The organism is Streptomyces inhibens (assembly GCF_003389455.1).
Classification (GTDB): Bacteria; Actinomycetota; Actinomycetes; order Streptomycetales; family Streptomycetaceae; genus Streptomyces; species Streptomyces inhibens.
Genome location: NZ_QUAC01000137.1, coordinates 40,680 through 65,135 on the forward strand (window position 1 = coordinate 40,680; position 24,456 = coordinate 65,135).

General features: G+C 70.1%; 20 protein-coding genes. 9 read left to right on the forward strand and 11 right to left on the reverse strand.

Annotated features, from left to right (window positions below; genetic code table 11):
* Nucleotides 1-108 precede the first annotated feature (108 nt).
* Nucleotides 109-1,008: an LLM class flavin-dependent oxidoreductase gene (locus tag DY245_RS17590; RefSeq protein ID WP_128508205.1), complete on the reverse strand. Its 900-nt coding sequence runs from the start codon at nt 1,006-1,008 to the stop codon at nt 109-111.
* A gap of 155 nt (nt 1,009-1,163) precedes the next feature.
* Here DY245_RS17590 and DY245_RS17595 point away from each other — a divergent pair, with 155 nt between their 5' ends.
* The gene (locus DY245_RS17595) at nt 1,164-2,171 is read left to right on the forward strand and encodes an HAD hydrolase family protein (protein ID WP_128508206.1); all 1,008 of its coding nucleotides are present in this window, start codon (nt 1,164-1,166) and stop codon (nt 2,169-2,171) included.
* Nucleotides 2,172-2,223: 52 nt separating this feature from the next.
* Here the strand turns inward: DY245_RS17595 and DY245_RS17600 are convergent, their stop codons facing one another.
* From DY245_RS17600 to DY245_RS17615, 4 genes are all read right to left on the reverse strand, one after another.
* Entirely contained in the window at nt 2,224-3,903 is a 1,680-nt protein-coding gene (locus DY245_RS17600) for a sensor histidine kinase (RefSeq protein WP_128508259.1), read from the reverse strand.
* A 103-nt stretch (nt 3,904-4,006) separates the two neighbouring features.
* On the reverse strand, nt 4,007-7,648 hold the full coding sequence (gene cydD / locus DY245_RS17605; RefSeq protein ID WP_128508207.1) for a thiol reductant ABC exporter subunit CydD: 3,642 nt from the start codon (nt 7,646-7,648) through the stop codon (nt 4,007-4,009).
* A gap of 41 nt (nt 7,649-7,689) precedes the next feature.
* The gene (cydB, locus tag DY245_RS17610) at nt 7,690-8,691 is read right to left on the reverse strand and encodes a cytochrome d ubiquinol oxidase subunit II (protein ID WP_128508208.1); all 1,002 of its coding nucleotides are present in this window, start codon (nt 8,689-8,691) and stop codon (nt 7,690-7,692) included.
* A gap of 9 nt (nt 8,692-8,700) precedes the next feature.
* The gene (locus tag DY245_RS17615; RefSeq protein ID WP_128508209.1) at nt 8,701-10,209 is read right to left on the reverse strand and encodes a cytochrome ubiquinol oxidase subunit I; all 1,509 of its coding nucleotides are present in this window, start codon (nt 10,207-10,209) and stop codon (nt 8,701-8,703) included.
* A 222-nt stretch (nt 10,210-10,431) separates the two neighbouring features.
* Here DY245_RS17615 and DY245_RS17620 point away from each other — a divergent pair, with 222 nt between their 5' ends.
* A complete protein-coding gene (locus tag DY245_RS17620) occupies nt 10,432-10,587 on the forward strand; it encodes a cyclophilin-like family protein (RefSeq protein ID WP_220377903.1) in 156 nt (51 codons plus the stop codon).
* A gap of 91 nt (nt 10,588-10,678) precedes the next feature.
* On the opposite strand, the gene hisC is transcribed toward DY245_RS17620, so the two are convergent.
* Nucleotides 10,679-11,758 (reverse strand): histidinol-phosphate transaminase, encoded by a 1,080-nt coding sequence (gene hisC, locus DY245_RS17625; RefSeq protein ID WP_128508210.1) that lies wholly within the window; start codon nt 11,756-11,758, stop codon nt 10,679-10,681.
* A 404-nt stretch (nt 11,759-12,162) separates the two neighbouring features.
* On the opposite strand from hisC, the gene DY245_RS17630 reads away from it, so the two are divergent.
* The 3 genes from DY245_RS17630 (at nt 12,163) to DY245_RS17640 (ending at nt 15,765) form a co-directional block, all read left to right on the forward strand.
* Nucleotides 12,163-13,263, forward strand: coding sequence for a LacI family DNA-binding transcriptional regulator (locus DY245_RS17630; RefSeq protein WP_128508211.1), 1,101 nt, complete (start codon nt 12,163-12,165; stop codon nt 13,261-13,263).
* Nucleotides 13,264-13,507: 244 nt separating this feature from the next.
* Nucleotides 13,508-14,650 (forward strand): metallophosphoesterase, encoded by a 1,143-nt coding sequence (locus tag DY245_RS17635; RefSeq protein WP_128508212.1) that lies wholly within the window; start codon nt 13,508-13,510, stop codon nt 14,648-14,650.
* A 224-nt stretch (nt 14,651-14,874) separates the two neighbouring features.
* Entirely contained in the window at nt 14,875-15,765 is an 891-nt protein-coding gene (locus DY245_RS17640) for a G protein-coupled receptor family protein (RefSeq protein ID WP_128508213.1), read from the forward strand.
* A 164-nt stretch (nt 15,766-15,929) separates the two neighbouring features.
* Here the strand turns inward: DY245_RS17640 and thiC are convergent, their stop codons facing one another.
* Nucleotides 15,930-17,708 (reverse strand): phosphomethylpyrimidine synthase ThiC, encoded by a 1,779-nt coding sequence (gene thiC / locus DY245_RS17645; protein ID WP_128508214.1) that lies wholly within the window; start codon nt 17,706-17,708, stop codon nt 15,930-15,932.
* Between the two features lie 198 nt (nt 17,709-17,906).
* Between thiC and DY245_RS17650 the strand changes: the two genes are divergently transcribed.
* Entirely contained in the window at nt 17,907-19,388 is a 1,482-nt protein-coding gene (locus tag DY245_RS17650; RefSeq protein ID WP_128508215.1) for a YibE/F family protein, read from the forward strand.
* Nucleotides 19,389-19,610: 222 nt separating this feature from the next.
* On the opposite strand, the gene DY245_RS17655 is transcribed toward DY245_RS17650, so the two are convergent.
* The 4 genes from DY245_RS17655 to DY245_RS17670 all read right to left on the reverse strand — a co-directional run bounded on the left by DY245_RS17655 (nt 19,611) and on the right by DY245_RS17670 (nt 22,080).
* Nucleotides 19,611-20,033, reverse strand: a complete 423-nt coding sequence (locus DY245_RS17655) for an SsgA family sporulation/cell division regulator (protein WP_128508216.1) — start codon at nt 20,031-20,033, stop codon at nt 19,611-19,613.
* A 103-nt stretch (nt 20,034-20,136) separates the two neighbouring features.
* A complete protein-coding gene (locus DY245_RS17660) occupies nt 20,137-20,913 on the reverse strand; it encodes an IclR family transcriptional regulator (RefSeq protein WP_128508217.1) in 777 nt (258 codons plus the stop codon).
* Between the two features lie 370 nt (nt 20,914-21,283).
* A complete protein-coding gene (locus DY245_RS17665; protein WP_128508218.1) occupies nt 21,284-21,508 on the reverse strand; it encodes a DUF5326 family protein in 225 nt (74 codons plus the stop codon).
* Between the two features lie 254 nt (nt 21,509-21,762).
* Nucleotides 21,763-22,080, reverse strand: a complete 318-nt coding sequence (locus tag DY245_RS17670) for a cupin domain-containing protein (protein ID WP_128508219.1) — start codon at nt 22,078-22,080, stop codon at nt 21,763-21,765.
* 48 nt (nt 22,081-22,128) lie between these two features.
* Here DY245_RS17670 and DY245_RS17675 point away from each other — a divergent pair, with 48 nt between their 5' ends.
* The 3 genes from DY245_RS17675 to DY245_RS17685 are packed head-to-tail and all read left to right on the forward strand — an operon-like array spanning nt 22,129 to nt 24,254.
* Nucleotides 22,129-22,506 (forward strand): phage holin family protein, encoded by a 378-nt coding sequence (locus DY245_RS17675; protein WP_128508220.1) that lies wholly within the window; start codon nt 22,129-22,131, stop codon nt 22,504-22,506.
* Between the two features lie 60 nt (nt 22,507-22,566).
* Nucleotides 22,567-23,133, forward strand: coding sequence for a low molecular weight protein-tyrosine-phosphatase (locus tag DY245_RS17680; RefSeq protein ID WP_425329404.1), 567 nt, complete (start codon nt 22,567-22,569; stop codon nt 23,131-23,133).
* Nucleotides 23,130-24,254 carry a cystathionine gamma-lyase gene (locus tag DY245_RS17685; RefSeq protein ID WP_128508222.1) on the forward strand — a complete coding sequence of 375 codons (1,125 nt, stop codon included), beginning with the start codon at nt 23,130-23,132 and terminating at the stop codon, nt 24,252-24,254. The genes DY245_RS17680 and DY245_RS17685 overlap by 4 nt, the downstream gene beginning before the upstream one ends.
* The last annotated feature ends 202 nt before the right edge of the window (nt 24,255-24,456 follow it).

The window sequence follows — 24,456 nt, forward strand, 5'->3', positions numbered from 1 at the left end:
ATGGGGTAAAGCCGAGGCCAGAGGACTGCCGGGCGCGTCGGTGAGCGGCCGCCCCGGGCGGACCGGCGGACCGGGCCCCCAACGGGCACCGATCCGGCCGGGAGCCGCCTACCTGGCGGCCAGCTGCGCCAGCCCCTCGGTGGCGATCCGCTCGAAGACCGCGACATCGGCCTCGAAGACCGAATCGGCGATCGGCCAGTGGATGACGAGCTCATCGATGCCCAGCTCGGCGTGGTGGCCGGCGAAGTCCACAAAGGCGTCCACGGAGTCCAGCGGACGCTCCGGGGTGAAACCGGTCAGCATGATCTTCTGCAGTTCGCCGCCGTCCCGGCCTTGGTCGGCGCAGGCCTTCGAGAGCCGCTCGATCTGCCCGCGGATCGCCTCGCGCGACTCGGCGGGCGTACCGCCCCCGTTCGAGACCTTGGGGTCACCGGTCGTCACCCAGGCCTGGCCGTACTGGGCGGCCAGTTTCAGCCCGCGCGGCCCGGTGGCCGCCACCGCGAACGGCAGCCGCGGCCGCTGCACACAGCCGGGGATGTTGCGGACCTCGTGTGCGGAGTAGTGGACGCCCTCGTGGGAGACGGCGTCCTGGGTCAGCAGCCGGTCCAGCAGCGCCACGAACTCGCCGAAACGGTCCGCCCGTTCCCGCGGCGACCAGGGCTCCTGACCGAGCGCGGTGGCGTCGAAGCCATTGCCGCCGGCGCCGATGCCCAGGGTGATCCGGCCGTCGCTGATGTCGTCGAGCGAGATCAGTTCCTTGGCGAGGGTGACCGGGTGCCGGAAGTTCGGCGAGGTGACGAGGGTGCCCAGCCGCATCCGGGAGGTCGCGGCCGCGGCCGCGGTCAGGGTCGGGAGGGCGCCGAACCAGGCCTGGTCGCGGAAGGTTCGCCACGAAAGGTGGTCATAGGTGTACGCGGCGTGGAAGCCCAGCTCCTCGGCGCGCTGCCACACCTCCCGGCCACCTTCGGACCAACGGCGGACGGGGAGTATCACGGTGCTCAGTCGCATACCCCCGAGCGTACGGCCGTCCGGACGTTCCGGACGATCCGCCTCCGGGGCGCGGCCGGCCCGCACGCCCCCATCCGCGCCCCCTCCCGGCCGCCCCGGGCTCATCCGCGCAACCCACCGCACGCCTGTGCGCGGTGGTACGGGAAGATGACCCCGTGACTGATGCCCCCGACACCCCACTCCGGGCGCCCGCACCGGCCGTTGCGCCCCGGCTGATCGCCACCGACCTCGACGGCACGCTGCTGCACGACGACAAGACGGTTTCCGACCGGACGATCGCCGCGCTCGCCGCCGCGGAGCGGGCCGGCATCGAGGTGTTCTTCGTCACCGGGCGCCCGGCCCGCTGGATGGGCGTGGTCAGCGACCATGTGCACGGCCACGGCCTGGCCATCTGCGCGAACGGCGCGGCCGTCGTCGATCTGCACCGCGGCGGCCTGATCGTCGAGGTCAGCCCCCTGGAACGCACGGTCGCGCTACAGGTCGTGGACGCGCTGCGCAGCGCCGCGCCGGGCACCTCGTTCGCGGTCGAGCGGACCAGCGGCATCCACTACGAGCCGCAGTACCCGCCCCTCCTCCTGGACCCGGCCGCGATCGTCGCGCCGGCGGAGAAACTGCTCGCCGAGGACTTCGTACCGCCGCTGTTCCCGAGCGCGACCGAGCCGGACTGCCCGGCCGAGCCCCGTGAGGCGACCGGGCGGCCGGGCGACCTGGCCGACGGCACCAAGAGCTCCAGCGAGCGCCAAGGCCCCACCGCCCCCACCTTCCCCGACCAGCCCGTGATCAAGCTGCTCGCCCACCACCCCGACCTGGACCCCGACGCGTTCCTCAAGCTGGCCCGTACGGCCGCGGGTGATCTCGCGTCCTTCACCCGGTCCAGCCCCACCGCGCTCCTGGAGATCAGCGGACCCGGCGTCAGCAAGGCCGGCACCCTCGCCCGCTGCTGCGCCGAGCGTGGCATCACGCCGGAAGAGGTCGTCGCCTTCGGGGACATGCCGAACGACATCGAGATGCTGACCTGGGCCGGCACCTCGTACGCCATGGCCAACGCCCACCCGGACGTGCTGGCCGCCACGACGCGGCGTACCGAATCCAACAATGACGACGGTGTCGCGGTCGTCATCGAGCGGATCCTTCAGCAGCGCCACGAGCAGCGGGACCGCTGACAGGACCGCCAGCAGGACGATCGCCTGCGCTGGCGGAGACAGCGCAGGACCCTCACAGCGGCGCCTCCCACGTCACCTTCGTGCCCGTGCCGTCCTCGCCCAGCCCGGGGCCGTAGGTGCTGGAGCCGCCCAGCGACTCCGCGCGCTTGGCAAGGTTCTTGAGGCCGCTGCGACGGCCGCTGTCCGGGATGCCGATGCCGTCGTCGGCGACGGTCAGACGGACGCCGTCGGTGCCGTCCGGCAGGCGGATCGTGGCGTCGACGACGACCTCGATCCGGGAGGCCTGGGCGTGCCGGAAGGCGTTCGACAGCGCCTCCCGCAGCGCGGCGATCAGATTCTTGCCGGTCAGTTCGCCGACCCGGGAGTCGACCGGGCCGATGAAGCTGGCCGACGGCTGGAAGCCGAGCGGTACGGCGGCGGTGCCGATCTCGCGCAGGACCCGGGTGCGCAGCCCGGACGGCGCCTCGGCCGGGCCCTGTTGGAGGGCGAAGATCGCGGTCCTGATCTCCTGGATGGTGACGTCCAGCTCGTCGACGGCCTTGCCGACGCCCTGCGCCACCTCCGGCACGACGGACCTGCGCTGTGCGCTCTCCAGCATCATGCCGGTCGCGAACAGCCGTTGGATCACGAGATCGTGCAGGTCACGGGCGATCCGGTCACGGTCCTCGTAGACCGCGAGCCGCTCGCGGTCGCGCTGCGCATCGGCCAGTACGAGCGCCAGCGCAGCCTGCGCGGCGAACTGGGTGGCCAGCGTTCGCTCGGCCCCGCTGAACGGGCGGGCGCCACGGGCACGCGGTGTTGCGAGGGTGCCGAGCACCCGGCCACCGCTCTTCAGCGGCAGCATCATGCTCGGCCCGAAGCGCGGTGCGATGGCCGTGACCATGCGCGGGTCGGTGGCCGAGTCGTCCACGAACACCGGCTCACCGGCGAGAAGTTGTTCGGCCACCGGGCTGTCGGGCGGAATCTGCGTCCCCATGATCCCGGTGGGGTCGTCCGCCGACACCGCGACGATCTCCAGACCGCCCTCGTCGTCGGGCAGCAGCACGATGCCGGCCGCCGAATCCGCCAGCTTGCGGGCCTGTTCGGCGACCACCGCGAGCGCATCGTCGACATCGCTGCCGGCGAGGAGTTCGGTGGTCACCGCCACCGAACCGTCGATCCAGCGCTCCCGCTGCCGGGACGCCGCGTACAGCCGGGCATTGCCGATCGCGATACCGGCTTCGGTGGCGAGCACCCGCACCATGTGCAGATCCTCCTCGCTGAACTGCCCGCCGCCGCGCTTCTCCGTCAGATAGAGGTTGCCGAAGATCTCGCCCTGGACGCGGATCGGCACCCCCAGGAACGTCCGCATCGGCGGGTGCTCCGGCGGGAATCCGGCCGAGCGGGGGTCCTGGGTGAGGTCGGCGAGGCGCAGCGGCTTGGGATCGTGGATGAGCGCGCCGAGCAGGCCCTTGTGGCCGTCGGGCAGCGCACCGATCCGCCGGTGCTCGCGCGCGGTCACGCCGTACGTCACAAAGTCCGACAGCCCCACGCGGGCGTCGTCGATGATCCCGATGGCGGCATAGCGGGCGTCGGCGAGCTCGGCGGCGGTCTCCACGATCCGGTCGAGGGTGATGTGCAGATCGAAACCCGCGCCGACCGTACGCATCGCCTCCAGCAGCTGCGGCACCCGGGCGGTCAGCTCGGTCGACAGGCCCTGCAGGCTGCGGGTGGCCTCGGTGGCGGCGTCCATGGGGTCGGGGTCCGCGCCCGCGCCCCTGCTCCCGGGGTCCGTGGGATCCGGGAGCGGAGGTCCTGCCGTGGCTGCCATGCCCACGAGCCTAATAAGGGGCCAATTAAGGAGCCATTTCTACAGAAAGCTCCGTTATGGGCAGGGCCGCGTCCACCGCCCGCTCGCGCTCCAGCATCCGCCGGAACGGGCCGTCGGCCGCGGCCAGCTCCGCGTATCCGCCGCGCTGCACGGCCCGCCCGCGGTCCAGCACCAGCACCTCGTCGACCGCGTCAAGACCGGTGAGGCGGTGGGTGATCAGGACCGTCGTACGGCCCTCGGTCGCGGCCAGCAGATCGGCGGTCAGCGCGTCGGCGGTGGCCAGGTCGAGATGCTCGGCGGGCTCGTCGAGAACGAGTACGGGGAAGTCCGCGAGCAGCGCGCGGGCCAGCGCCAGCCGCTGCCGCTGGCCGCCGGACAGCCGGGCGCCGTGCTCCCCGACCATGGTGTCCAGGCCGTCGGGCAGCCCGCGCACCCAGTCCGCGAGCCGTGCCCGGCCGAGCGCGTCCCACAGGTCCAGGTCACCGGCGTTGTCCGCGGCGGGCCGCCGGTCCCGGCGGGCGAGCCTGAGGTTCTCCCGCAGTGAGCTGTCGAAGATGTGCGCGTCCTGCGCGCACAGCCCCACCAGCCGCCGGACCGCGTCCCCGTCCAGCGCCTGGGCGTCCGTTCCGTCCAGCGTGTACGTCCCCGACTCCCGGTCCAGGAAGCGCAGCAGCACCTGCGCCAGCGTGGTCTTGCCGGAGCCGGACGAGCCGACGACGGCGAGCCGGCGGCCGGCCGTCAGGGTGAAGCCGACGCCGTCCAGCGCCGGCCGGTCCTGACCGGTGTGGCGCGTGGTCAGATCCCGTACGACCAGCGGGAACGGCGTCTCGGGCGGGGCGGCCGGCGTGGCCGGTTCCTGTACCGGCGCCGGGGCGTCCAGCACCTCGAAGACCCGCTCGGCGGCGCGCCGGGTGCGCTGCCGGTACTGCACGGCGAGCGGCAGCCCCGTCACCGCCTCGAACGCGGCGAGCGGGGTGAGCACGACGACGGCCAGCGCCACCCCCTCCAACCGGCCCGCGTGTACGGCCTGGACGCCGACCACCGCCGCCGCGGCAACGGTCAGTCCGCACAGCAGCGCCGAGAGCCCGGCGCCGGTCCCGGCCACGGCGGCCGAGCGGGAGGCGATCCGGGTCAGCTCACGGTCCGCGCGCCGCACCGCGTCCGTACGGGAGGTGAGGGCGCCGGCCACCGTCAACTCGGCGGTGCCGGTGAGCACATCGACGACGCGGGTGGCGAGCCGGCCGCGGGCCGGCGCCAGCTGACGCTCCGCCCGCCGGGCCAGCGCGCCCGAGAGCGCCGGCACACCCGCACCCGCGAGCAGCAGCCCCACGGCGAGGATCGCCCCGGCCTCCGGCAACAGCCAGCCGGTGAAGCCGACGGCCCCCGCGCCGACCAGCACCGCCGCCCCGACGGGCAGCAGCCAGCGCAGGAAGTAGTCCTGCACCGCGTCGACATCGGCCACCAGCCGCGACAGCAGATCGCCGCGGCTGCGCTCCTTGAGCCCGGCCGGCGCGAGCCGCTCCAGCCGCCGGAAGACGGCGACGCGTACGTCGGCGAGCATCCGGAACACGGCGTCATGGGCGACCAGCCGCTCGGCGTACCGGAAGACCGCGCGCCCGATCCCGAACGCCCTGGTCGCGGTGACCGCCACCATCAGATACAGCACCGGCGGCTGCTGCGCCGCGCGCGAGATCAGCCAGCCGGAGGTCGCCATCAGGCCCACCGCGCTGCCCAGCGCGAGGCTCCCGAGCAGCAGCGCCAGCGCGAACCGCGCCCGGCGGGCCCGGGCCGTCCGCCGCAGCCGGGTCAGCGCCGCACCGCGGCCGGGGTCGGCGGAGTTGGCGTCGGCGGTTTCGGCCGCGCCCGGTTCGTCGGCCGGCACCTCGGCGGAATCCCGGTCCCCAGGCGCCGAGTCCACGGCTGCTCCCGCGTGCACGGCGGCGCGTGGGTCCGCACCCACCGCATCGATCGGCCGCACACCGTCCGCACCCCCCGGATCCGGCAGCCGCACCACCCGGTCCACCACCGCCAGCAGCGCCGGCCGGTGGACGACGAGCAGGACCGTACGGCCGACCGCGAGCCGCCGGACCGCGGCCACGATCGCCTCCTCGGTCTCGCCGTCCAGATTCGCGGTGGGCTCGTCCAGGAGCAGGATCGGGCGGTCGGCAAGGAAAGCGCGGGCGAGCGCGAGGCGCTGGCGCTGGCCGGCGGAGAGCCCTGCGCCGGATTCGCCGAGCCGGGTCGCCATGCCGTCGGGGAGTGCGTCGATGAAGTCCAGCGCGCCGGCGTCGGCCAGCGCGGTGCGCACCGTGGCGTCGTCCGCGTCCGGACGGGCCAGTCGTACGTTCTCGGCGATGGAGCCCGCGAACAGATGCGGGTGCTGCGGCACCCAGGCGATCCGCTGCCGCCAGCTCTCTGGGGAGAGGGACGCGATGTCCTGGCCGTCGACGAGGGCCCGGCCCCGGGACGGTGCGGTGAAGCCGAGCAGCACGCTCAGCAGGGTGGACTTGCCGGCGCCGGAGGGGCCGACCAGTGCGACGGTCTCGCCGGGCCGCACCTCGAACGAGGTCGCGGGCAGCGAGTCGGCGGTCCGGCCTGAGTGGCGGACCACCAGCCCCTCGACGGCCAGCGCGGTGCCCTCGGGCGCGGGCGCGGTGCCGGGCACCGGCAGCGGCGTCTCCAGCACCGCGAAGATCTCCTCCGCGGCCGCGAGCCCCTCGGCCGCGGCGTGGTACTGCGCGCCCACCTGCCGCAGCGGCAGATACGCCTCGGGCGCCAGCACCAGCACCATCAGGCCGGTGTAGAGGTCCAGTTCGCCGTGCACCAGCCGCATACCGATGCCGACGGCGACCAGCGCCACGGAGATGGTGGCGAGCAGCTCCAGCGCGAAGGAGGAGAGAAAGGCGATCCGCAGGGTACGCAGCGTCGCGCGGCGGTATGCGCTGGTGATGGTGCGGATGGCGGCGGCCTGGGCCTTGGCCCGGCCGAAGACCTTGAGGGTGGGCAGGCCCTCGACGACATCGAGGAAGTGGCCGGACAGCCGGGCGAGCAGCCGCCACTGACGGTCCATCCGCGACTGGGTGGCCCAGCCGATCAAGATCATGAAGAGCGGGATCAGCGGGAGGGTGAGGACGATCGTCAGCGCCGAGATCCAGTCGCCGGTGACGATCCGGGCCAGCACCGCGAGGGGGACGACGACCGCCAGTCCCAGCTGCGGCAGATAGCGGGCGAAGTAGTCGTCGAGGGCGTCGATACCGCGGGTGGCGAGGGTGGTGAGCTCGCCGGTGCGCAGTTCGACATCGCGCGAAGCGCCATCAGGGGCGGTGGCCGGGCGATGGGTGGGACCCAGCTGCGCCGCCCGCTCGATCAGCCGCATCCGCAGCTCGGACTTGACCGCCGCTCCGGCGCGGTGCGCGGCCAGCTCGGTGAGCCAGGAGACCAGGCCACGCCCGACGGAGACCGCGGCGAGCAGCGCCAGCGGTGTGGTCAGGGCGCCGAGATCGAGATCGTGCTGGAAGGCGCCGACCACGATCTCGGCGATCAGCATCGCCTGGCCGACGACCAGGCCCGCTCCGGCAAGCCCGAGTAGCACCACCGCGACAAGGAAGCCGCGGGTGGCATGGGCGTAGCGGAGCAGGCGCGGGTCGACCGGTTTCACGTGAAACATCCATCCTGCCGAGGGCCGCCCCCGAGGGGGCGGCGGCTCAGCTAGTGGGCATCGGCGATGTGCTGGGTGCCGATGCGCTTGCGGAACACCCAGTACGTCCACCCCTGGTAGAGCATCACGACGGGGGCGGCGATCCCGGCGCACCAGGTCATGATCTTCAGGGTGTACGGGCTGGAGGAGGCGTTGCTGACCGTGAGGTTCCAGCTCTCGTTCAGCGTGGACGGCATGACGTTCGGGAAGAGCGTCAGGAACAGCATGGCGACCGCGGCCGCGATGGTGATCCCGGAGAACGCGAACGCCCAGCCCTCGCGCCCGAGCCGATTGGCGCCGAGCGCCGCGACCAGCGCGACCACGGCGACGATCATGGCGATCAGGCTGGTGCCATCACCCTTGTCGGCCTGGGTCCAGCCCAGGAAGCCGACCGCCAGCACCGCCGTGACCAGCCCGAGGACACCCGCCATCCGGCGCGCGCGTTCCCGGATGTCGCCCACCGTCTTGAGCGAGGCGAACACCGCGCCGTGGAAGGTGAACAGCGTCAGCGTGACCAGGCCGCCGAGGATCGCGTACGGGTTCAGCAGGTCGAGCAGGGTCCCGACGTACTCCTTGTGCGCATCGATCTTCACGCCGTGCACGATGTTGCCGAAGGCGACGCCCCACAGCACCGCGGGCAGCAGCGAGGTCCAGAAGATCGCCTGCTCCCAGTTCCGCTGCCAGCGCTCCTCCGCCCGCTTGGCGCGGTACTCGAACGCGACTCCGCGCACGATCAGGCAGACGAGGATGAGCAGCAGCGGCAGATAGAAACCGGAGAACAGGGTGGCGTACCACTCGGGGAAGGCGGCGAAGGTCGCGCCGCCCGCGCTGAGCAGCCAGACCTCGTTACCGTCCCAGACCGGCCCGATGGTGTTGATCAGTACGCGCTTCTCGCGCCGGTCGCGGGCGAGGAGCTTGGTGAGGACGCCGATTCCGAAGTCGAATCCTTCGAGGAAGAAGTACCCGGTCCAGAGGACGGCGATAAGGACGAACCAGACGTCGTGGAGTTGCACAGTCGCCTCCTAGTACGAGAAGGCCATCGGCCGGTCGGCGTCCGTGCTGTCGCCGCCGATCTTGGTGGGCGGGTTGAGGTCGGAGTCGGTGAGCTCCTGGGGGCCGGCCTTGATGTACTTCACCAGCAGCTTGACCTCGATCACCGCGAGGATGGCGTAGAGCGTGGTGAAGACGATCATCGAGGTGAGCACCTCGCCCTGCGAGACGCCCGGGGAGACCGCGTCCGAGGTGCGCAGCACGCCGTAGACAACCCAGGGCTGGCGGCCCATCTCGGTGAAGATCCAGCCCCAGGAGTTCGCGATGAGCGGGAAGCCGAGGGTGACAAAGGCGAGCGACCAGTACCCCTTGCTCAGGCGGGCACCGAGCACCTTGTTCTTGGTGAGCGCGAGATGAGGTGGTTCCTCGTCCCCCGTACGCAGCCCCGGCGCCAGCCAGAACTTCTTACGGGTCAGCCAGAGGCCGGCGAGTCCGATGGCGAAGGACGACATACCGAAGCCGATCATCCAGCGGAAGCCCCAGTAGGCGACCGGGATGTTGGGCCGGTAGTCGCCGGGCCCGAACTTCTGCTGCTCGGACTTGTTGACGTCGTTGATGCCGGGGACCGGCGAGGTGAAGTCGTTGTGCGCGAGGAAGGAGAGCAGGCCGGGCACCTCGATGGCGACCTTGTTGTGCCCCTTGTCGACATCGCCGTAGGCGAAGATCGAGAACGGCGCCGGCTCTTCCTTGTCCCACAGCGCCTCGGCGGCGGCCATCTTCATCGGCTGCTGCTTGAACATGACCTTGCCGAGCGAGTCACCGCTGATCGCGGTGAGGATGCCGGCTATGACGAGGGTTATCAGCCCGAGCCGCAGCGATGTCCGCATGACCTTGATGTGCTTCTTGCGCATCAGGTGGAACGCGGAGATGCCGACCATGAACGCGGCGCCGGTCAGGAAGGCCGCGGTCAGCGTGTGGAAGACGACGACCAGGGTGGTGTCCTGGGTCAGCACCTTCAGGAAGTCGGTCAGCTCGGCACGGCCGGTGGCGGCGTTGTACTTGTAGCCGACCGGGTGCTGCATCCAGGAGTTCGCGGCCAGGATGAAGTACGCCGACAGGATCGTGCCGATCGAGACCATCCACATGCAGAAGCAGTGGATCTTCTTCGGCAGCTTGTCCCAGCCGAAGATCCACAGACCGATGAAGGTGGACTCGAAGAAGAACGCGATGAGCGCCTCGAAGGCCAGCGGGGCACCGAAGACGTCGCCGACGAACCGCGAGTAGTCGGACCAGTTCATGCCGAACTGGAACTCCTGGACGATGCCGGTGACGACACCCATCGCGATATTGATCAGAAACAGCTTGCCCCAGAACTTGGTGGCCTTGAGGTACTTCTGCCTCCCCGTGCGCACCCATGCGGTCTCAAGCCCGGCCACCAGAGCGGCGAGGGAGATCGTCAGGGGGACGAACAGGAAGTGATAGACGGTGGTGATGCCGAATTGCCATCGCGCCAGAGTCTCTGGCGCCAACGCCAGTTCCATGCCGTGCTCCTTACGTCGCCGTTTGCACTACGGCAATGTCCCTTTTGCGACACATAAAGCGACACATACCGGGACGGGCTTGTGAACGCGTTCACATTCACAAGCATTATCTCCTACGACCTCGCAACCTTGGGTGTGGGGGGTACGTGACCGCGGTCACGCCCGAATCCACGGTGCGCAACCCCTTCCGGCGAGCTTCAACATATTGTTGAATTCGTCGCCATGAAGATCCGCATCTCCTGGCCCGCAGGGCAATTGACCCGCGGCGAGGAGTCCCGTCTCGCCTCCCCCTGCAACGCCCTGGGCCGCATCGACGGCGACCCTCGCGCGCTGGCCACCGTCCGCAGCGGTGACCCCATCCACGTACGGAAAGCCTGAGGCCGCGGGTCAGCGGACCCGCGGCCTCGATGCAACGCCTTACAAAGGCTGACTTGCAGCGGTCACCTGACGGCGGCCGCCTTACAACGGCTTACAACGCCTTGCGAAACTCCTCCGCGGCCTGCAGGAACAGATCCATCGCCCGACTCTCACCGATCGTCACCCGCACACCCTCGCCGGCGAACGGCCGCACGACCACCCCGGCCCGCTCACAAGCCGCCGCGAAGTCGGTCGTACGGTCCCCCAGCCGCAGCCAGACGAAGTTGGCCTGCGACTCGGGGACCGTCCAGCCCTGCCCGAGCAGACCGTCGACCACCCGCGCGCGCTCGGCCACCAGCGCATCGACCCGCTCCAGCAGCGCCGCCTCGCTGCGCAGCGACGCCACCGCCGCTTCCTGAGCGAGCTGGCTCACGCCGAAGGGCACCGCCGTCTTGCGCAGCGCGGCGGCCACCGGCTCATGCGCCACCGCGAAGCCGACCCGCAGCCCCGCCAGGCCGTACGCCTTGGAGAAGGTGCGCAGCACGCACACATTGGGGCGGTCGCGGTAGAGGTCGATACCGTCCGGCACCTCGGGATCGCGGATGAACTCGCGGTACGCCTCGTCCAGCACCACCAGCACATCGCTCGGCACCCGGTCCAGGAAGGACTCCAGCTCCGCACGGCGTACGACGGTGCCGGTGGGGTTGTTGGGGTTGCAGACAAAGATCAACCGGGTACGTTCGGTGACCGCGGCGAGCATCGCATCCAGGTCGTGCACCTCACCGGAGGTCAGCGGGACCTGCACCGAGGTGGCGCCCGAGACCTGGGTGACGATCGGGTACGCCTCGAACGACCGCCAGGCGTAGATCACTTCATCGCCGGGCCCGGCCGTCGACTGGATCAGCTGCTGGGCCACACCCACCGATCCGGTGCCTGTCGCCAGATGCTCCACCGGCACCGAGAACCGCTCGGACAGCTCCGCCATCAGGCCGGTGCAGGCCATGTCCGGGTAGCGGTTGAAGGAGCCGGCGGCGGTCACCGCGCTCTCCAGGACGCCCGGCAGCGGCGGATAGGGGTTCTCATTGGAGGACAGCTTGAATGCGACCGGGCCGTCGCTCGCCGCCGGCCGGCCAGGCTTGTAGGTGGGGATGCCGTCCAGCGCAGCACGTAGCTTCGGGGTCTTCTCGCTCACCGCAGGTCCTCCTCGACCGTCCCACTCGTCTCCAATACTGCACACCTTATGAGGATTGACCCGTTCGGCGGCAGTCCCGACCGGCATCGGTGTCACGGGCGCACCCGGCCGCGGCCACTCGGACGACCCCGCGCGAAGCCTCCGGGGCGCGCCGCCCGGCAATCCGCGCGCCGGTAGCTCACGCCGTGGCGCGCATCCCCCGTCAAGGTGACTTGAGACCGCTTCGATACCTGAACCGATCTACAGGCAAAGCCGCCAGATCTGCCACTGAATGATCAACATTTACGCCAACTTCCTTTATTTCCAAGGGAATTGATACTCCATCACCATGCAGAAACGTGCCTTTCCACAACCGTCAGCGGAGCCCCGCGAATGGCCCTATCGAGCCCTACTATCGGCTCGCCATGACAGCAGCAGGGAAGCACCAGGTGAGCCGGTCGACCGGTCGCCGGTTGGGGCGGGCGGGCATCCGGGACGTGGCCGCCGCAGCCGGTGTGTCGATCACGACTGTCTCCGACGCGCTCAACGGCAAGGGCCGGCTTCCGGATGCCACCCGTAGCCATGTCCGCGAGGTGGCCGACCGGCTGGGCTACCGCCCGTCCGCAGCCGCCCGCACGCTCCGTACCGGCAAGTCAGGGCTCCTCGGCCTGACGGTGACCACGTACGGGGATGAACCTTTCACCTTCACCGAATTCGCGTACTTCGCCGAGATGGCCAGAGCCGCCACCTCCGCGGCGCTGGCCCGCGGCTATGCGCTGGTCATCCTCCCCGCGACCTCCCGCCACGACGTGTGGTCCAACGTCGCCCTGGACGGCACGGTGGTCATCGACCCCGCCGACGGCGATCCCGTCGTCACCGAACTCGTCCGGCACGGCATCCCCGTCGTCTCCGACGGCCGCCCCGGCGGCGCGCTGCCCGTCACCGGCTGGGTCGACAACGATCACGAAGCCGCCGTCCTCGGCCTGCTCGACCATCTCGCCGAGGCCGGCGCCCGCCGCATCGGCCTGCTCACGGGCACCACCACCGACACCTACACCCGGCTGTCGACCACCGCCTATCTGCGCTGGTGCGAGCGGGTCGGCCAGGACCCGGTCTACGAGTCCTACCCGGCGCACGACCCGTGCGCGGGCGCTGTCGCGGCCGACCGGCTGCTGGCCCGCCCGGACCGGCCGGACGCCGTCTACGGACTCTTCGACCCCAACGGCACGGACCTGCTCGCCGCCGCCCGGCGCTACGGCCTGCGAGTGCCGGAGGACCTGCTGCTGGTCTGCTGCAGCGAGTCCACCGTGTACGCCACCACCGAGCCGCCCATCACCACCCTGTCCCTCAAACCGCGCCGCATCGGCACCGCCGTCGTCCAGATCCTCATCGACGCCATCGAGGGGCTCGACAACGGCCGGCCCGTCGAACAGGTGATACCGACCGACCTGATCGTCCGGACCTCGTCCCAGCGACGCTCCCCGAGAACCACCGTCATCCCGCCACGAGGACCCACCTGCGACTGAGCGTGCTCCCACACAGGGACGACCGGGCGTACCGGCTCACGTCGGGCGCCCCCCATCGGCCAGGAAAAAACAGGGCGATCCCGGGATAAATCATCCGTGAATGCCAGGCTCCAGTGGATTGACCACCCCCGGGTGCGTCACAACCCGCGATCGGCATTCCTATGATGGGCGCACGACACCGCGGACCGCCGTCGACCAGGCAAAGGTCCGAGAGGTGCACGGCGGCGCGACGGTGGAGGGGTCGATGACTCAGGGGGCCAGTCAGGGACCCATGGTGTGGACCATGGCAGGACAAGCTCCGGCGTCTGCTCCGCCACCCGGAGCGCCGTCCAGCGCGTCCGCCGGGTCTCCCATGCCGCCGGCCGGTCCCCCGCTCCATCTGCCCGCCGGGCCCCCGGCCGCGCCCCCCGTGGTGCCGCCCGCCGCCCCTCCGGTCGAGCTGCCCGAGGACTACACCCCGACGGCGCGCGACCTCCCCGTCATCGACCCGGGCCGTACGCCCACGCTCATCGACCGCCCGGCCGTCGTCCCGGTGCCCGAACCGGCCCACGACCCCGACGCGCCCGAGGGCATGGGTCCGCTGTACGTCGTCGGCGATGTGCACGGCTACTACGACGAGCTGCGCGAGGCGCTGGCCGCCGAGGGCCTGATCGACGCCGACGGCAACTGGGCGGCCGGCAACGCCCGGCTCTGGTTCCTCGGCGACTTCACCGACCGCGGCCCGGACGGCATCGGCGTGATCGACCTGGTCATGCAGCTCTCCGCCGAGGCCGCGGCGGCCGGCGGCTACTGCAAGGCCCTGATGGGCAATCACGAACTGCTGCTGCTGGGCGCCAAGCGGTTCGGCGACACTCCCGTACAGTCCGGCGCCGGCACCGCCTCCTTCCAGGCCGCCTGGCTTCTGAACGGCGGTCAGAAGACCGATATGGACCGCCTGGAGGACCACCACCTCCAGTGGATGGCCCGGCTGGACGCCGTGATGGAGGAGGACGGGCATCTGCTCGTGCACTCCGACACCACCGCCTACCTCGAATACGGCGACTCCATCGAGGCCGTCAACGACACCGTCCACGACGTGCTCACCCGCAGCGACGCCGACGAAGTGTGGGACCTGTTCCGCAAGTTCACCAAGCGCTTCGCCTTCCGCGACGAGTCCGGTTCGCAAGCCGTACGCGAACTCCTCGACGCCTACGGCGGCGACCGCGTCGTCCACGGCCACAGCCCGATCCCGTATCTGCTGGGCGAGGTCGGCACGGAGGACAGCGAGAGCAACGGCATCGCGGTCGACGGCCCGCATGTCTACGCCGACGGTCTGGCCATCGCCATGGACGGCGGCATCACGATGGCCGGAAAGCTGCTGGTCGTTCAGCTTCCGCTGACTGGCTGAGCGTTCTCAGGGAAGGTGTACGTCTGGCCGGCGCGCGGCCGGTCAGGGGCCGAATCGGGGGCGGCACGGGCGAAATCCGGTCGTGCCATTACTCAATTTCCGCAAACTCTCTGTCACCCCGCGCCGGAGTCGCTCTACCATCGGTCTATCCGTAGCAGGCTCTCCTCCGTTTCCGCCCACTGCCCGGCCAACGCCGGCCGTACGGCCCTACGGAGCATCGGGGGATGCACATGAACAGCGCTCCGCACCTGCTGAACGAGGACCGCGCGGAATTTGCGCGGATCCTTGATGAGGCGCTGCGTACCGCCGAATACCGCCCGGACGACCTCACCGCCGCCGCGGGAAAGCACCTCAATACCGAGCAGTTGCGCACGATGGCGCTCAGCGCGACCACCGCCATCGCCGCCTGCGCCACGGCCGAATACCAACGCTATGTCCAGCTCCGTGCCGAGCTGCGCGCGCCGGCGCCCACGTCGCCCACTGCCGGCGCGGGCGGCGGGGAGCAGGACGGGACCGCCGGCGAGGGACTGGGACTGGCCACCGCAGCGGCCATGGGCGAGGCCGAAACCACCGGCGCCGGGCTGGCCGCCATGATCACCGTGCTCGCCCCGGTCCTCGCGGGCGTCGCCGCCGTCCTCTTCCTCCTCATCGGCTATGTGCTGCGCACCATAAGCCCCGACAAGTCCCTGGCGCAGCCGCTGATCAGCGTCGGCTGGATCTTCGCGGCGCTGACCGCCGTCGGCGCCCTCGTCGCGATGTGCGGCCTGGTCGTCACGGCGCTGCGCAACAGCTCGTCCGGCCAGAGCAGCAGAGCCGACGAACTGGGCGCGGCGCTGGACAACGCCCACGAGGCCTGGCGGCGCGCCCTCCTGGAGCGCGGCCTGCTGCCCTTTCTCCGCGAGGCGCTCAGCGATCCGTCGGCGACCCCGGACGACGACCCCGTGCGCTATGTCCCCCGCCGCACCACGGCCCCCGAGAGCCGCATCCCCACCCTCGGCTACACCCGCCCCGAGTTCACCAGCCCCGACAGCGGCTCCTCCGGGTCCCGCCCGCGCTACTCCAGCCCGGACTTCACCAGCCCGGATTACGGCGGGCCGGATCATCAGCCGGATTAGGAGCGTTGCGAGGGGGCAGGGGCAGACGGGCCCTAGGGGCGTTGCGCCGGTCCCAGGAGAGGCCGTCCTGGTACTAGGCGACCGGGCGGCCCGAAGTCGCGGCGCGTGCCGGTGACTTCGGGCCGGTGCCGGGCGTCATGCCCGTCGGGGAGGTCCTGACCGGGTCAGTCCGCGATCGGCAGATAGACGCGGTTGCCCGCCGCGGCGAACTCCTTCGACTTCTCGGCCATGCCGGCCTCGGCGTCGATTGCCAGGTCACCGCCGTGCTCGCGGCGGATGTCCTGGCTGATCTTCATCGAGCAGAACTTCGGGCCGCACATCGAGCAGAAGTGCGCCGTCTTCGCCGGCTCGGCGGGCAGCGTCTCGTCGTGGAAGGCGCGTGCCGTGTCCGGGTCGAGGGCCAGGTTGAACTGGTCCTCCCAGCGGAACTCGAAGCGGGCATCGGAGAGCGCGTCGTCCCAATCCTGGGCGCCCGGGTGGCCCTTGGCCAGGTCCGCCGCATGGGCCGCGATCTTGTACGTGATGACGCCGGTCTTGACGTCGTCGCGGTCCGGCAGGCCCAGGTGCTCCTTGGGCGTGACGTAACAGAGCATCGCGGTGCCCCACCAGGCGATCATCGCCGCGCCGATACCGGAGGTGATGTGGTCGTAGGCGGGCGCGATGTCGGTGGTCAGCGGGCCGAGCGTGTAGAACGGGGCCTCTTCGCAGATCTCCTGCTGGAGGTCGATGTTCTCCTTGATCTTGTGCATCGGGACATGTCCCGGGCCCTCGATCATGGTCTGTACGCCGTGCCGCTTGGCGATGGTGTTCAGCTCGCCGAGCGTCCGCAGCTCCGCGAACTGCGCCTCGTCGTTGGCGTCCGCGATGGAGCCGGGGCGCAGGCCGTCACCGAGCGAGTAGGTGACGTCGTAGGAGGCGAGGATCTCGCAGAGCTCCTCGAAGTGCGTGTAGAGGAACGACTCCTGATGGTGCGCCAGGCACCAGGCGGCCATGATCGAGCCGCCGCGGGAGACGATGCCGGTCTTGCGGCGGGCCGTGAGCGGGACATAGCGGAGCAGCACGCCGGCGTGCACCGTCATGTAGTCGACGCCCTGTTCGGCCTGCTCGATGACGGTGTCCTTGTAGATCTCCCAGGTCAGCTCCTCGGCCTTGCCGTCGACCTTCTCCAGCGCCTGGTAGAGCGGGACGGTGCCGATGGGGACGGGGGAGTTGCGCAGCACCCACTCGCGGGTGGTGTGGATATTGCGGCCGGTGGACAGGTCCATGACCGTGTCGGCGCCCCAACGGGTCGCCCAGGTCATCTTCTCCACCTCCTCCTCGATGGAGGAGGTGACCGCCGAGTTACCGATGTTCGCGTTCACCTTCACCAGGAAGTTCTTGCCGATGATCATCGGCTCGATCTCCGGGTGGTTGATGTTGGATGGCAGCACCGCGCGGCCGGCTGCGATCTCGTCGCGTACGAACTCGGGCGTGACGTTCTCGCGGAGGGCGACGTACTCCATCTCCGCGGTGATCTCGCCCCGCCGGGCGTACGCGAGCTGGGTGACCGCGGCGCCATCACGGCCGCGGCGCGGCTGGCGGGGGCGGCCCGGGAAGACCGCGTCGAGGTTCTTGAGGCCGCCGCGCGGCGAGGTGTGCTTGAGACCGTCGTCCTCGGGGCGCATGGGGCGGCCCGCGTACTCCTCGGTGTCGCCCCGGCCGACGATCCAGTTCTCCCGCAGCGGCGCGAGGCCACGGCGGACATCGGTTTCGATGTTGGGGTCGGTGTACGGACCTGACGTGTCGTAGAGCGTCACGTCCTTGCCGTTGGTGAGGTGCACCCGCCGGACCGGGACCCTGAGGTCCGGACGCGATCCGGAGACATAGCCCTTGTGCCAGCCGATCTGCGGCTCACCGCTGGGGCCGGCACTGTTTTCAGGCGTGCGTGCATCCTGCAGAGTCATGTAGACCCAACTCCCTACGCCGGCATTACCCGGTAACAGGTTCGGCGGTCGACGCAGCGGCTTCCGTGGGTGGCGTACCGGCATCTGCCGGACATCCCGCGGAGGTCAGCGTCCTCTCAGCCCGGTGCTCCGAGCTCCCGCGATTGCAAAGGTGCCACCACGGTAGCGGCCGACGTGGCGCGGTGAACAGGGGGCCCCATGAGTTCTTGCGATGATCGGGCGGTGAGCCCCAACGAGTCCCACCACCATTCCGCCGCGCACTCGCACGGGCACGGACAACCGCCCGCCGGGCACTCGCACGCGCATGGCCACGCGCCCGCCGCGCCCGTTTCGCGGCATCTGCGCAAGGTCATCGCGGCGGTGCTGATCCCGTTCGCGGCCGCCGTGACGGTCGGTCTGATCGTGCTCTGGCCAGGCGGCGCGCCGTCCCACAAACCGTCCGGCGTCGGCTTCGACCAGCCCACGGAGCAGGCCCGAGTGATCAAAGTGGTGGAGGTGAACTGCGCGGATGTGAATGCCGAGCAGCAGCCCCAGCCACCGTCGCCGACGGGGCAGCCACCGGCCGGGGGAGCGGCCAAGGGCAAGCCCTGCCAACAGGCGACGATCAAGGTCACCACGGGGGAGAACGCCGGGCGCACCTTCCAGACGGTGGTGACGCCGGACGCCCTGCGCCGCTACACCACCGGGCAGGGCGTGGTGGTCGCCTACTCCCCCAAGGCGCCGAAGGATCTGCAGTACTCGGTCACTGATGTCGACCGGTCGCTCCCGATGTGGGTGCTGGCCGCGATCTTTGCCTTCGCGGTCGTGATCGTGGGCCGACTGCGCGGAGTGCTCGCACTGGTGGCACTGGCGGCCAGCTTCCTCGTCCTGACGCTGTTCATCCTCCCGGCGATCTTGCAGGGCTCCAATCCGCTGCTGGTGGCGGTGGTCGGAGGAAGCGCGATCATGCTGATCGCGCTGTACATGTGCCATGGGCTGACGGCCCGCACATCGGTGGCGGTGCTCGGCACCCTCGCGTCGCTGCTGCTGATCGCGCTGCTCGGATCGGTGTTCATCAACTGGGCGCTGCTGACCGGCAATACGGACGACACGACCGGGCTGGTGCACGGTCTGTACCCGGAGATCGAGATCCGCGGTCTGCTGCTGGCGGGCATCATCATCGGGTCACTGGGTGTGCTCGACGATGTGACGGTGACGCAGACCGCCGCCATCTGGGAGCTGAAGGACGCGGACCCGTCGGCCGGCTGGCGCAAGCTGTACGGCGCGGCGATGCGGATCGGCCGGGATCACATCGCGTCCGTCGTCAACACCCTCGTACTGGCTTACGCGGGCGCCGCGCTGCCGTTGCTTTTGCTGTTCTCGATCGCACAGAGCAGCGTCGGTACGGTCGCCACGAGCGAGGTGGTTGCGGAGGAGATCGTCCGCACCCTGGTGGGCAGCATCGGCCTGGTCGCCTCGGTACCGCTGACGACCTTGCTGGCAGCCTTGGTCGTCTCGGCGGACCGGAAGTGGCAGGGCACCTCGGGGGCGTCCGGGGGAGCGGGAGCTGCGCCGTACGCCGGTGCAGGCGAAGGGGCCGGGGCGGGCTCCGGGGGAGGTCCGGCAGCCGGTACGCCGACGGGGCAGGCCGGGGGCCGGTCCGGTCGGCGCGGGGGGCACGGGAGGCGGCGTAAGCGGTGAGGGGTCCAGGGCGGGCTCCAGGGCGGGCTCCGGGGCGGGCCCGGCTGCCGGGGACCCCGACTGCCGGTGAGTGGCACGCGGGTAGGCGGGTACGCGGGAGGGCCGGCGCACCCGGGAGGGCACCGGTACGGACGGCCTGTTCAGGGGCCGGACGAGGTCGGGTTGGGACGGGGCAAGGTCAGGGAAGGGGCAGGGGCAGGGGCAGGGGGAGCGAGGGCGGGATCAGCCCGCGGGCGCCTCTGTGAGGATCTGGTCCAACACGGCCTCCAGGGTCTCGCAGACCTCTTCCTTGCCGAGCGGTACGAGCCGGTCCGTCCGGTCCAGGAAGGCGACCAGCGGCGCGGCGCTCACCCGGAACAGGGCGCGCTCGGCGCCGACTTGGAGGCTGATGAAGACATCGCTGAGGTTCGCGGATGAGCCCGGCTCGATACGCACATCGCCCTCACCCGACGGCCGGCTCAACCCGTCCAACAGCAGCTCACGGCCGAACGCCCAGGTCACAGGTGCATCGCCAGGGAGATCGAAGGTGAGGCGGACGGCGTACGGATCGGCGCTGTCGAAGTCCAGATCCACCGGGATCCGGAACGCGAGCTCCTCCGAGACGACGAAGCTCATGATCACTTCTGCCTGAACTGTGTCGGTCATCAACCACTGCCCCGCACTTGATCGGAGATGGCCGGGAACATCCCCCGTAGCCTTATCGACGCCATCGTCTGCCACGTGCAGGCAGATCACAAGGAGTGAGTTTTCAGATACTGATAGAGAAGGCGAGTGTCGTTAGTGCCGCCTCCGCCATTTTCCGTAGTCGATCCGTAACGGACCGCAATCGATGCAGTTCGTCCGCGGGCAGGGAAACCGCCAACGTCGCGGCAGCCGCCCCGACTTGGATGGGAATGGCCGCACACACCGTGCCCAGGGCATATTCCTGGCGCTCATAAGCGACGTGATCGCGACGCACCGTATCCAAACGATGCAGCAAATCGTCCTCAGATCGCACAGAAAAGGGCGTTATCGACTGCACGGGATAGCGCGCCAGATGCTCCTTTCTCGATGCCTCATCCAGCTGCGCGAGCAGACACTGCCCGATCGCATGGGCGTGTGCGGTAGTGCGGAAGTCGACCCACTCCTCCACCGGCGGCCGCTCCGGGTCGTCGGTGACCGCCACCACTTCCACCTCACCCTCGCGGTAGACGGCGAAGTAGACGGCGGCACCCAGCTCCCGGCCCGCCACGGCCAGAGCTTCGGAGATATGGGCCCGCTGCCGGCGCGTGGAACCGGCCCGGCCGATGACCTCGGCCGCCTCGCCGAAGACGAAGACGCCGTTCTCGCGGTGCAGATAGCCCTCGTGAGTCAGGGTCCGCAACAAGTGGTACGTCGTCGGCAGTGGGAGTCCGGTCTCCCTGGCGAGCTGCTTGGCGGGTGCGCCGTCAGGATGCGCGCCCACCGCTTCCAGTAGCCGCAGCGCCCGCTGGACCGATCCGATCAAGGTGGGGTGAGACGCGGATTCACCGTTCACAGTTGCCAACGCCGACCCCCAGGTCCGCTCGCCATGGGGCACGGGGCCCCGGTCGAGGGATCCACTCCCGCGACCGCGCGCGTCTCCCAGGCCCCCGCGATGCCGTCCGCTCGACCTCGCCTTACTCGGTATTTCCGGAACGTCACCGTCCGGAAGACGCCTGCGGTCCGCACTCTAACTCGGCCGATCGGGGCAATAGGCCGAAAGCCGGGGGAGTTAACTCACCTGGTGGACTGTTGGCATGAGCGGGCGAGGCCGGGCCGACATCGGACGAGGCTGAGCCGCCATCGGACGGGCCTGAGCCGTCACCGGACGCGCTCGGGCGGCGCCGATGGGGCGGTGCCGGCGGGCCGACGAGATAGCCGGGTGGATGTCCGGCTTACCAATCGCCCTTCGACGAGGACGACGACGAGCCGCTGAACCTACGGACGAGGTAGATGACGCCGGCGATCAGAGCCGCCGCTATGAGGACCTTGAACAGCACGTTGATCAGGAAACCGAGCGCGGTGGCGAGCAGTCCGCCGAAGACCACGATCAGGATGACCGGCGCCACGACCCAGGTGACCCACCACGGAAGCCCTGCGAATATCCCCTTACCAGCCACTGCTCTGCCCTGCTTTCTGTCTGTCGCGCTGTCTGTACCGCGCTATCTGTCTGCCGCGCCGTCTGTATCTACCGCGCTGTCTGTCTGGTGCGCTGTCTCGCGCCGAGGGCACCGTCCGCATGCCGCGCTGCTGCTGCCGCGCCGCCTCCGGCTGTCCCCTCACCAACGATGCTAGGGCGCGGAGCACGGCCGTGGGGGCCTCGCAGCCCCGGCCCTCCCCTGACCCTTCCCCTACGGGTCACGGGGGCCAACCCTTAGCTCTCAGGAGGAGAGAAGACCACCATCACCCGGAGGTCCTCGCTGATGTGGTGGAACTTATGAGGCACCCCGGCCGGCACATAGACCACGCTGCCGCGCGCCACCGACTGTGTCTCCACCCCGACAGTGATCGCCGCCCGGCCGCTGACCACGAGATACACCTCGTCCTGGGCGTGCGGCTGCTGCGGATCGATGCTGCCGGCGTCCAGCGCGTAGAGCCCGACCGACATATTGCGTTCCCGGAGGAACTGCAGATAAGCACCGTCGTTCGCCGCTCGCTCCGCTTCCAGCTCATCCAGTCTGAAAGCTTTCATGCTGTTCGCACCCCTCGATGATTCAGACTTGTCTGCGACGATCTCACCATGAAGCATTTTCTGGTCAAGACGATCGCCAACGCCGCGGCGCTTGCCGTGGCTATCTGGCTGCTCAAGGACATCACGCTGACCGGTGAGAACACAGGTCGCAAGATACTCACGCTGATCCTCGTCGCGCTGATCTTCGGGTTGGTCAACTTCATCGTCAAGCCCGTGGTGAAGCTGCTGTCCTTCCCCTTGTTCATCCTCACGCTCGGCCTGATCACACTGGTCGTGAACGCGCTGATGCTGCTCCTGACATCCTGGCTCGCCGGCAAGGCCGACCTCGCCTTCCATGTGGGCAGCTTCTGGACGGCACTGCTCGGCGGCGTGATCATCTCCGTCGTCGCCTGGGCGATGCACATGATCCTTCCCGACGAGGACTGACCGTTGACCGCCCCTTACCGCATCTGCTTCGTCTGCACCGGCAACATCTGCCGGTCGCCGATGGCGGAGTCCGTCTTCCGCGCCCGCCTCGCGGAGGACGGGCTCGACGGCCTGGTCGAGGTCGACAGTGCGGGCACCGGCGGTTGGAACGAGGGCGACGGAGCCGACCCGCGCACGGTCGCCGTGCTGCGCGCGGGCGGCTACGAACATGCCCACACCGCCCGGCAGTTCCAGGCTTCCTGGTTCAGCCACCTCGACCTGGTCATCGCACTCGACTCCGGTCATCTGCACGAGCTGCGCAGACTGGCCCCCACCGCACAGAACGCCGCCAAGGTCCGCCTGCTGCGCTCGTACGCGGCGGGCACTGCGGGCGCGGCGGGCGAAGCGCTGGACAACGGCTCGGGCGCGGCGCCCGGCCACACCCCCGATCCCGCCCCGGACCTCGACGTACCCGATCCGTACTTCGGCGGTTTGGCGGGCTTCGAGGAGTGCCTGGAGATGATCGAGACGGCGAGCGACGGCCTGCTGGCGGAGGTCCACGCCGCGCTCACGGCTCGCGCGGCCGAGCACGACGACCAACACCCTGAAAAGGCCCCGCACCACCCGCCGGAGGAGGAGAGGGCATGACGGGCGACGGCACCCGCGTCGTACGAGCCGGGCTCCCGGAGCCCGAGGCCTATGAGCCGCCCCTCCCCGGGCCGGTGTTCGCGGCCCACTTCCACCTCCCCGGCGACGCCGTCGGCCCGTACACGTACGGCCGCGACGCCAACCCCACCTGGACCCGTCTGGAACAGGCCATCGGCGAGCTCGAATCGCCGGACGAACCGGTGCATACCATTACCTTCGCCTCCGGGATGGCGGCGATCACCGCCGTCCTCTTCTCCCAACTGCGCGCCGGCGACGCGGTGGTGCTGCCTAGCGACGGCTACCAGCTGCTGCCGGCGGTCCGCACCCGTCTGGAGAGCTATGGCATCGAGGTGCGTACGGCGCCGACCGCGCAGGACGCACAGCTCACGGTGCTGGACGGCGCCCGGCTGCTGTGGATCGAGACCCCCTCCAACCCCGGGCTCGACGTCTGTGACATCCGGCGGCTGGCTGATGCGGCACACCGTCGCGGCGCCCTGGTCGGCGTCGACAACACCCTCGCCACCCCGCTCGGCCAGCGTCCGCTCGACCTCGGTGCGGACTTCTCGGTCGCCAGCGGCACCAAGGCGCTGACCGGCCACGGCGACGTTCTGCTGGGGTATGCCAGCACCCGCGATGCCGCGCTGGCCGATTCCGTACGGCTGTGGCGCAAGACCGTGGGCGCGATCCCCGGCCCCATGGAGAGCTGGCTCGCGCATCGCTCACTGGCCACCCTCGCGCTACGCGTCCGCCAGCAGTCAGCGGGCGCGCTGGCGCTGGCCGAGGCACTGGCCGAACGCCCCGACGTCACCGGTCTGCGCCACCCCGGGCTGCCGTCCGACCCGTCCCATGAGCTCGCCACCCGGCAGATGCGGCCCGGCCGCTTCGGCTCCGTGGTGTCCTTCGTACTCCCGGACAAGGCACACGCGGAGCGTTTCCTGGCCGCGCTGACCTTGGTGGACGATGCGACGAGCTTTGGCGGCGTGCGGTCCAGCGCCGAGCGGCGCGGCCGCTGGGGCGGCGACGAGGTGCCGGAGGGCTTCATCCGCTTCTCGGTCGGCGTCGAGGAGCCGGAGGATCTGGTCGCGGACGTCATCCGGGCACTCGACACCGCTGCGGAATGAGAACTGGCCGGCAGGGTATCCCCCCTCGTCACCCTGCCGGCCGCGGTTCCTCGTGGCCCGGGTCCACATGTTCCACGTGAAACCGAATGTTTCACGTGAAACGAACCGCTCGAACAAGGCTAGTTGACTGAGCGTCAGTGTCCAATCACGCTAGCGACACATCCCTATCGACAAATTTATAGTTGGCCCGCGACCAGGCTTC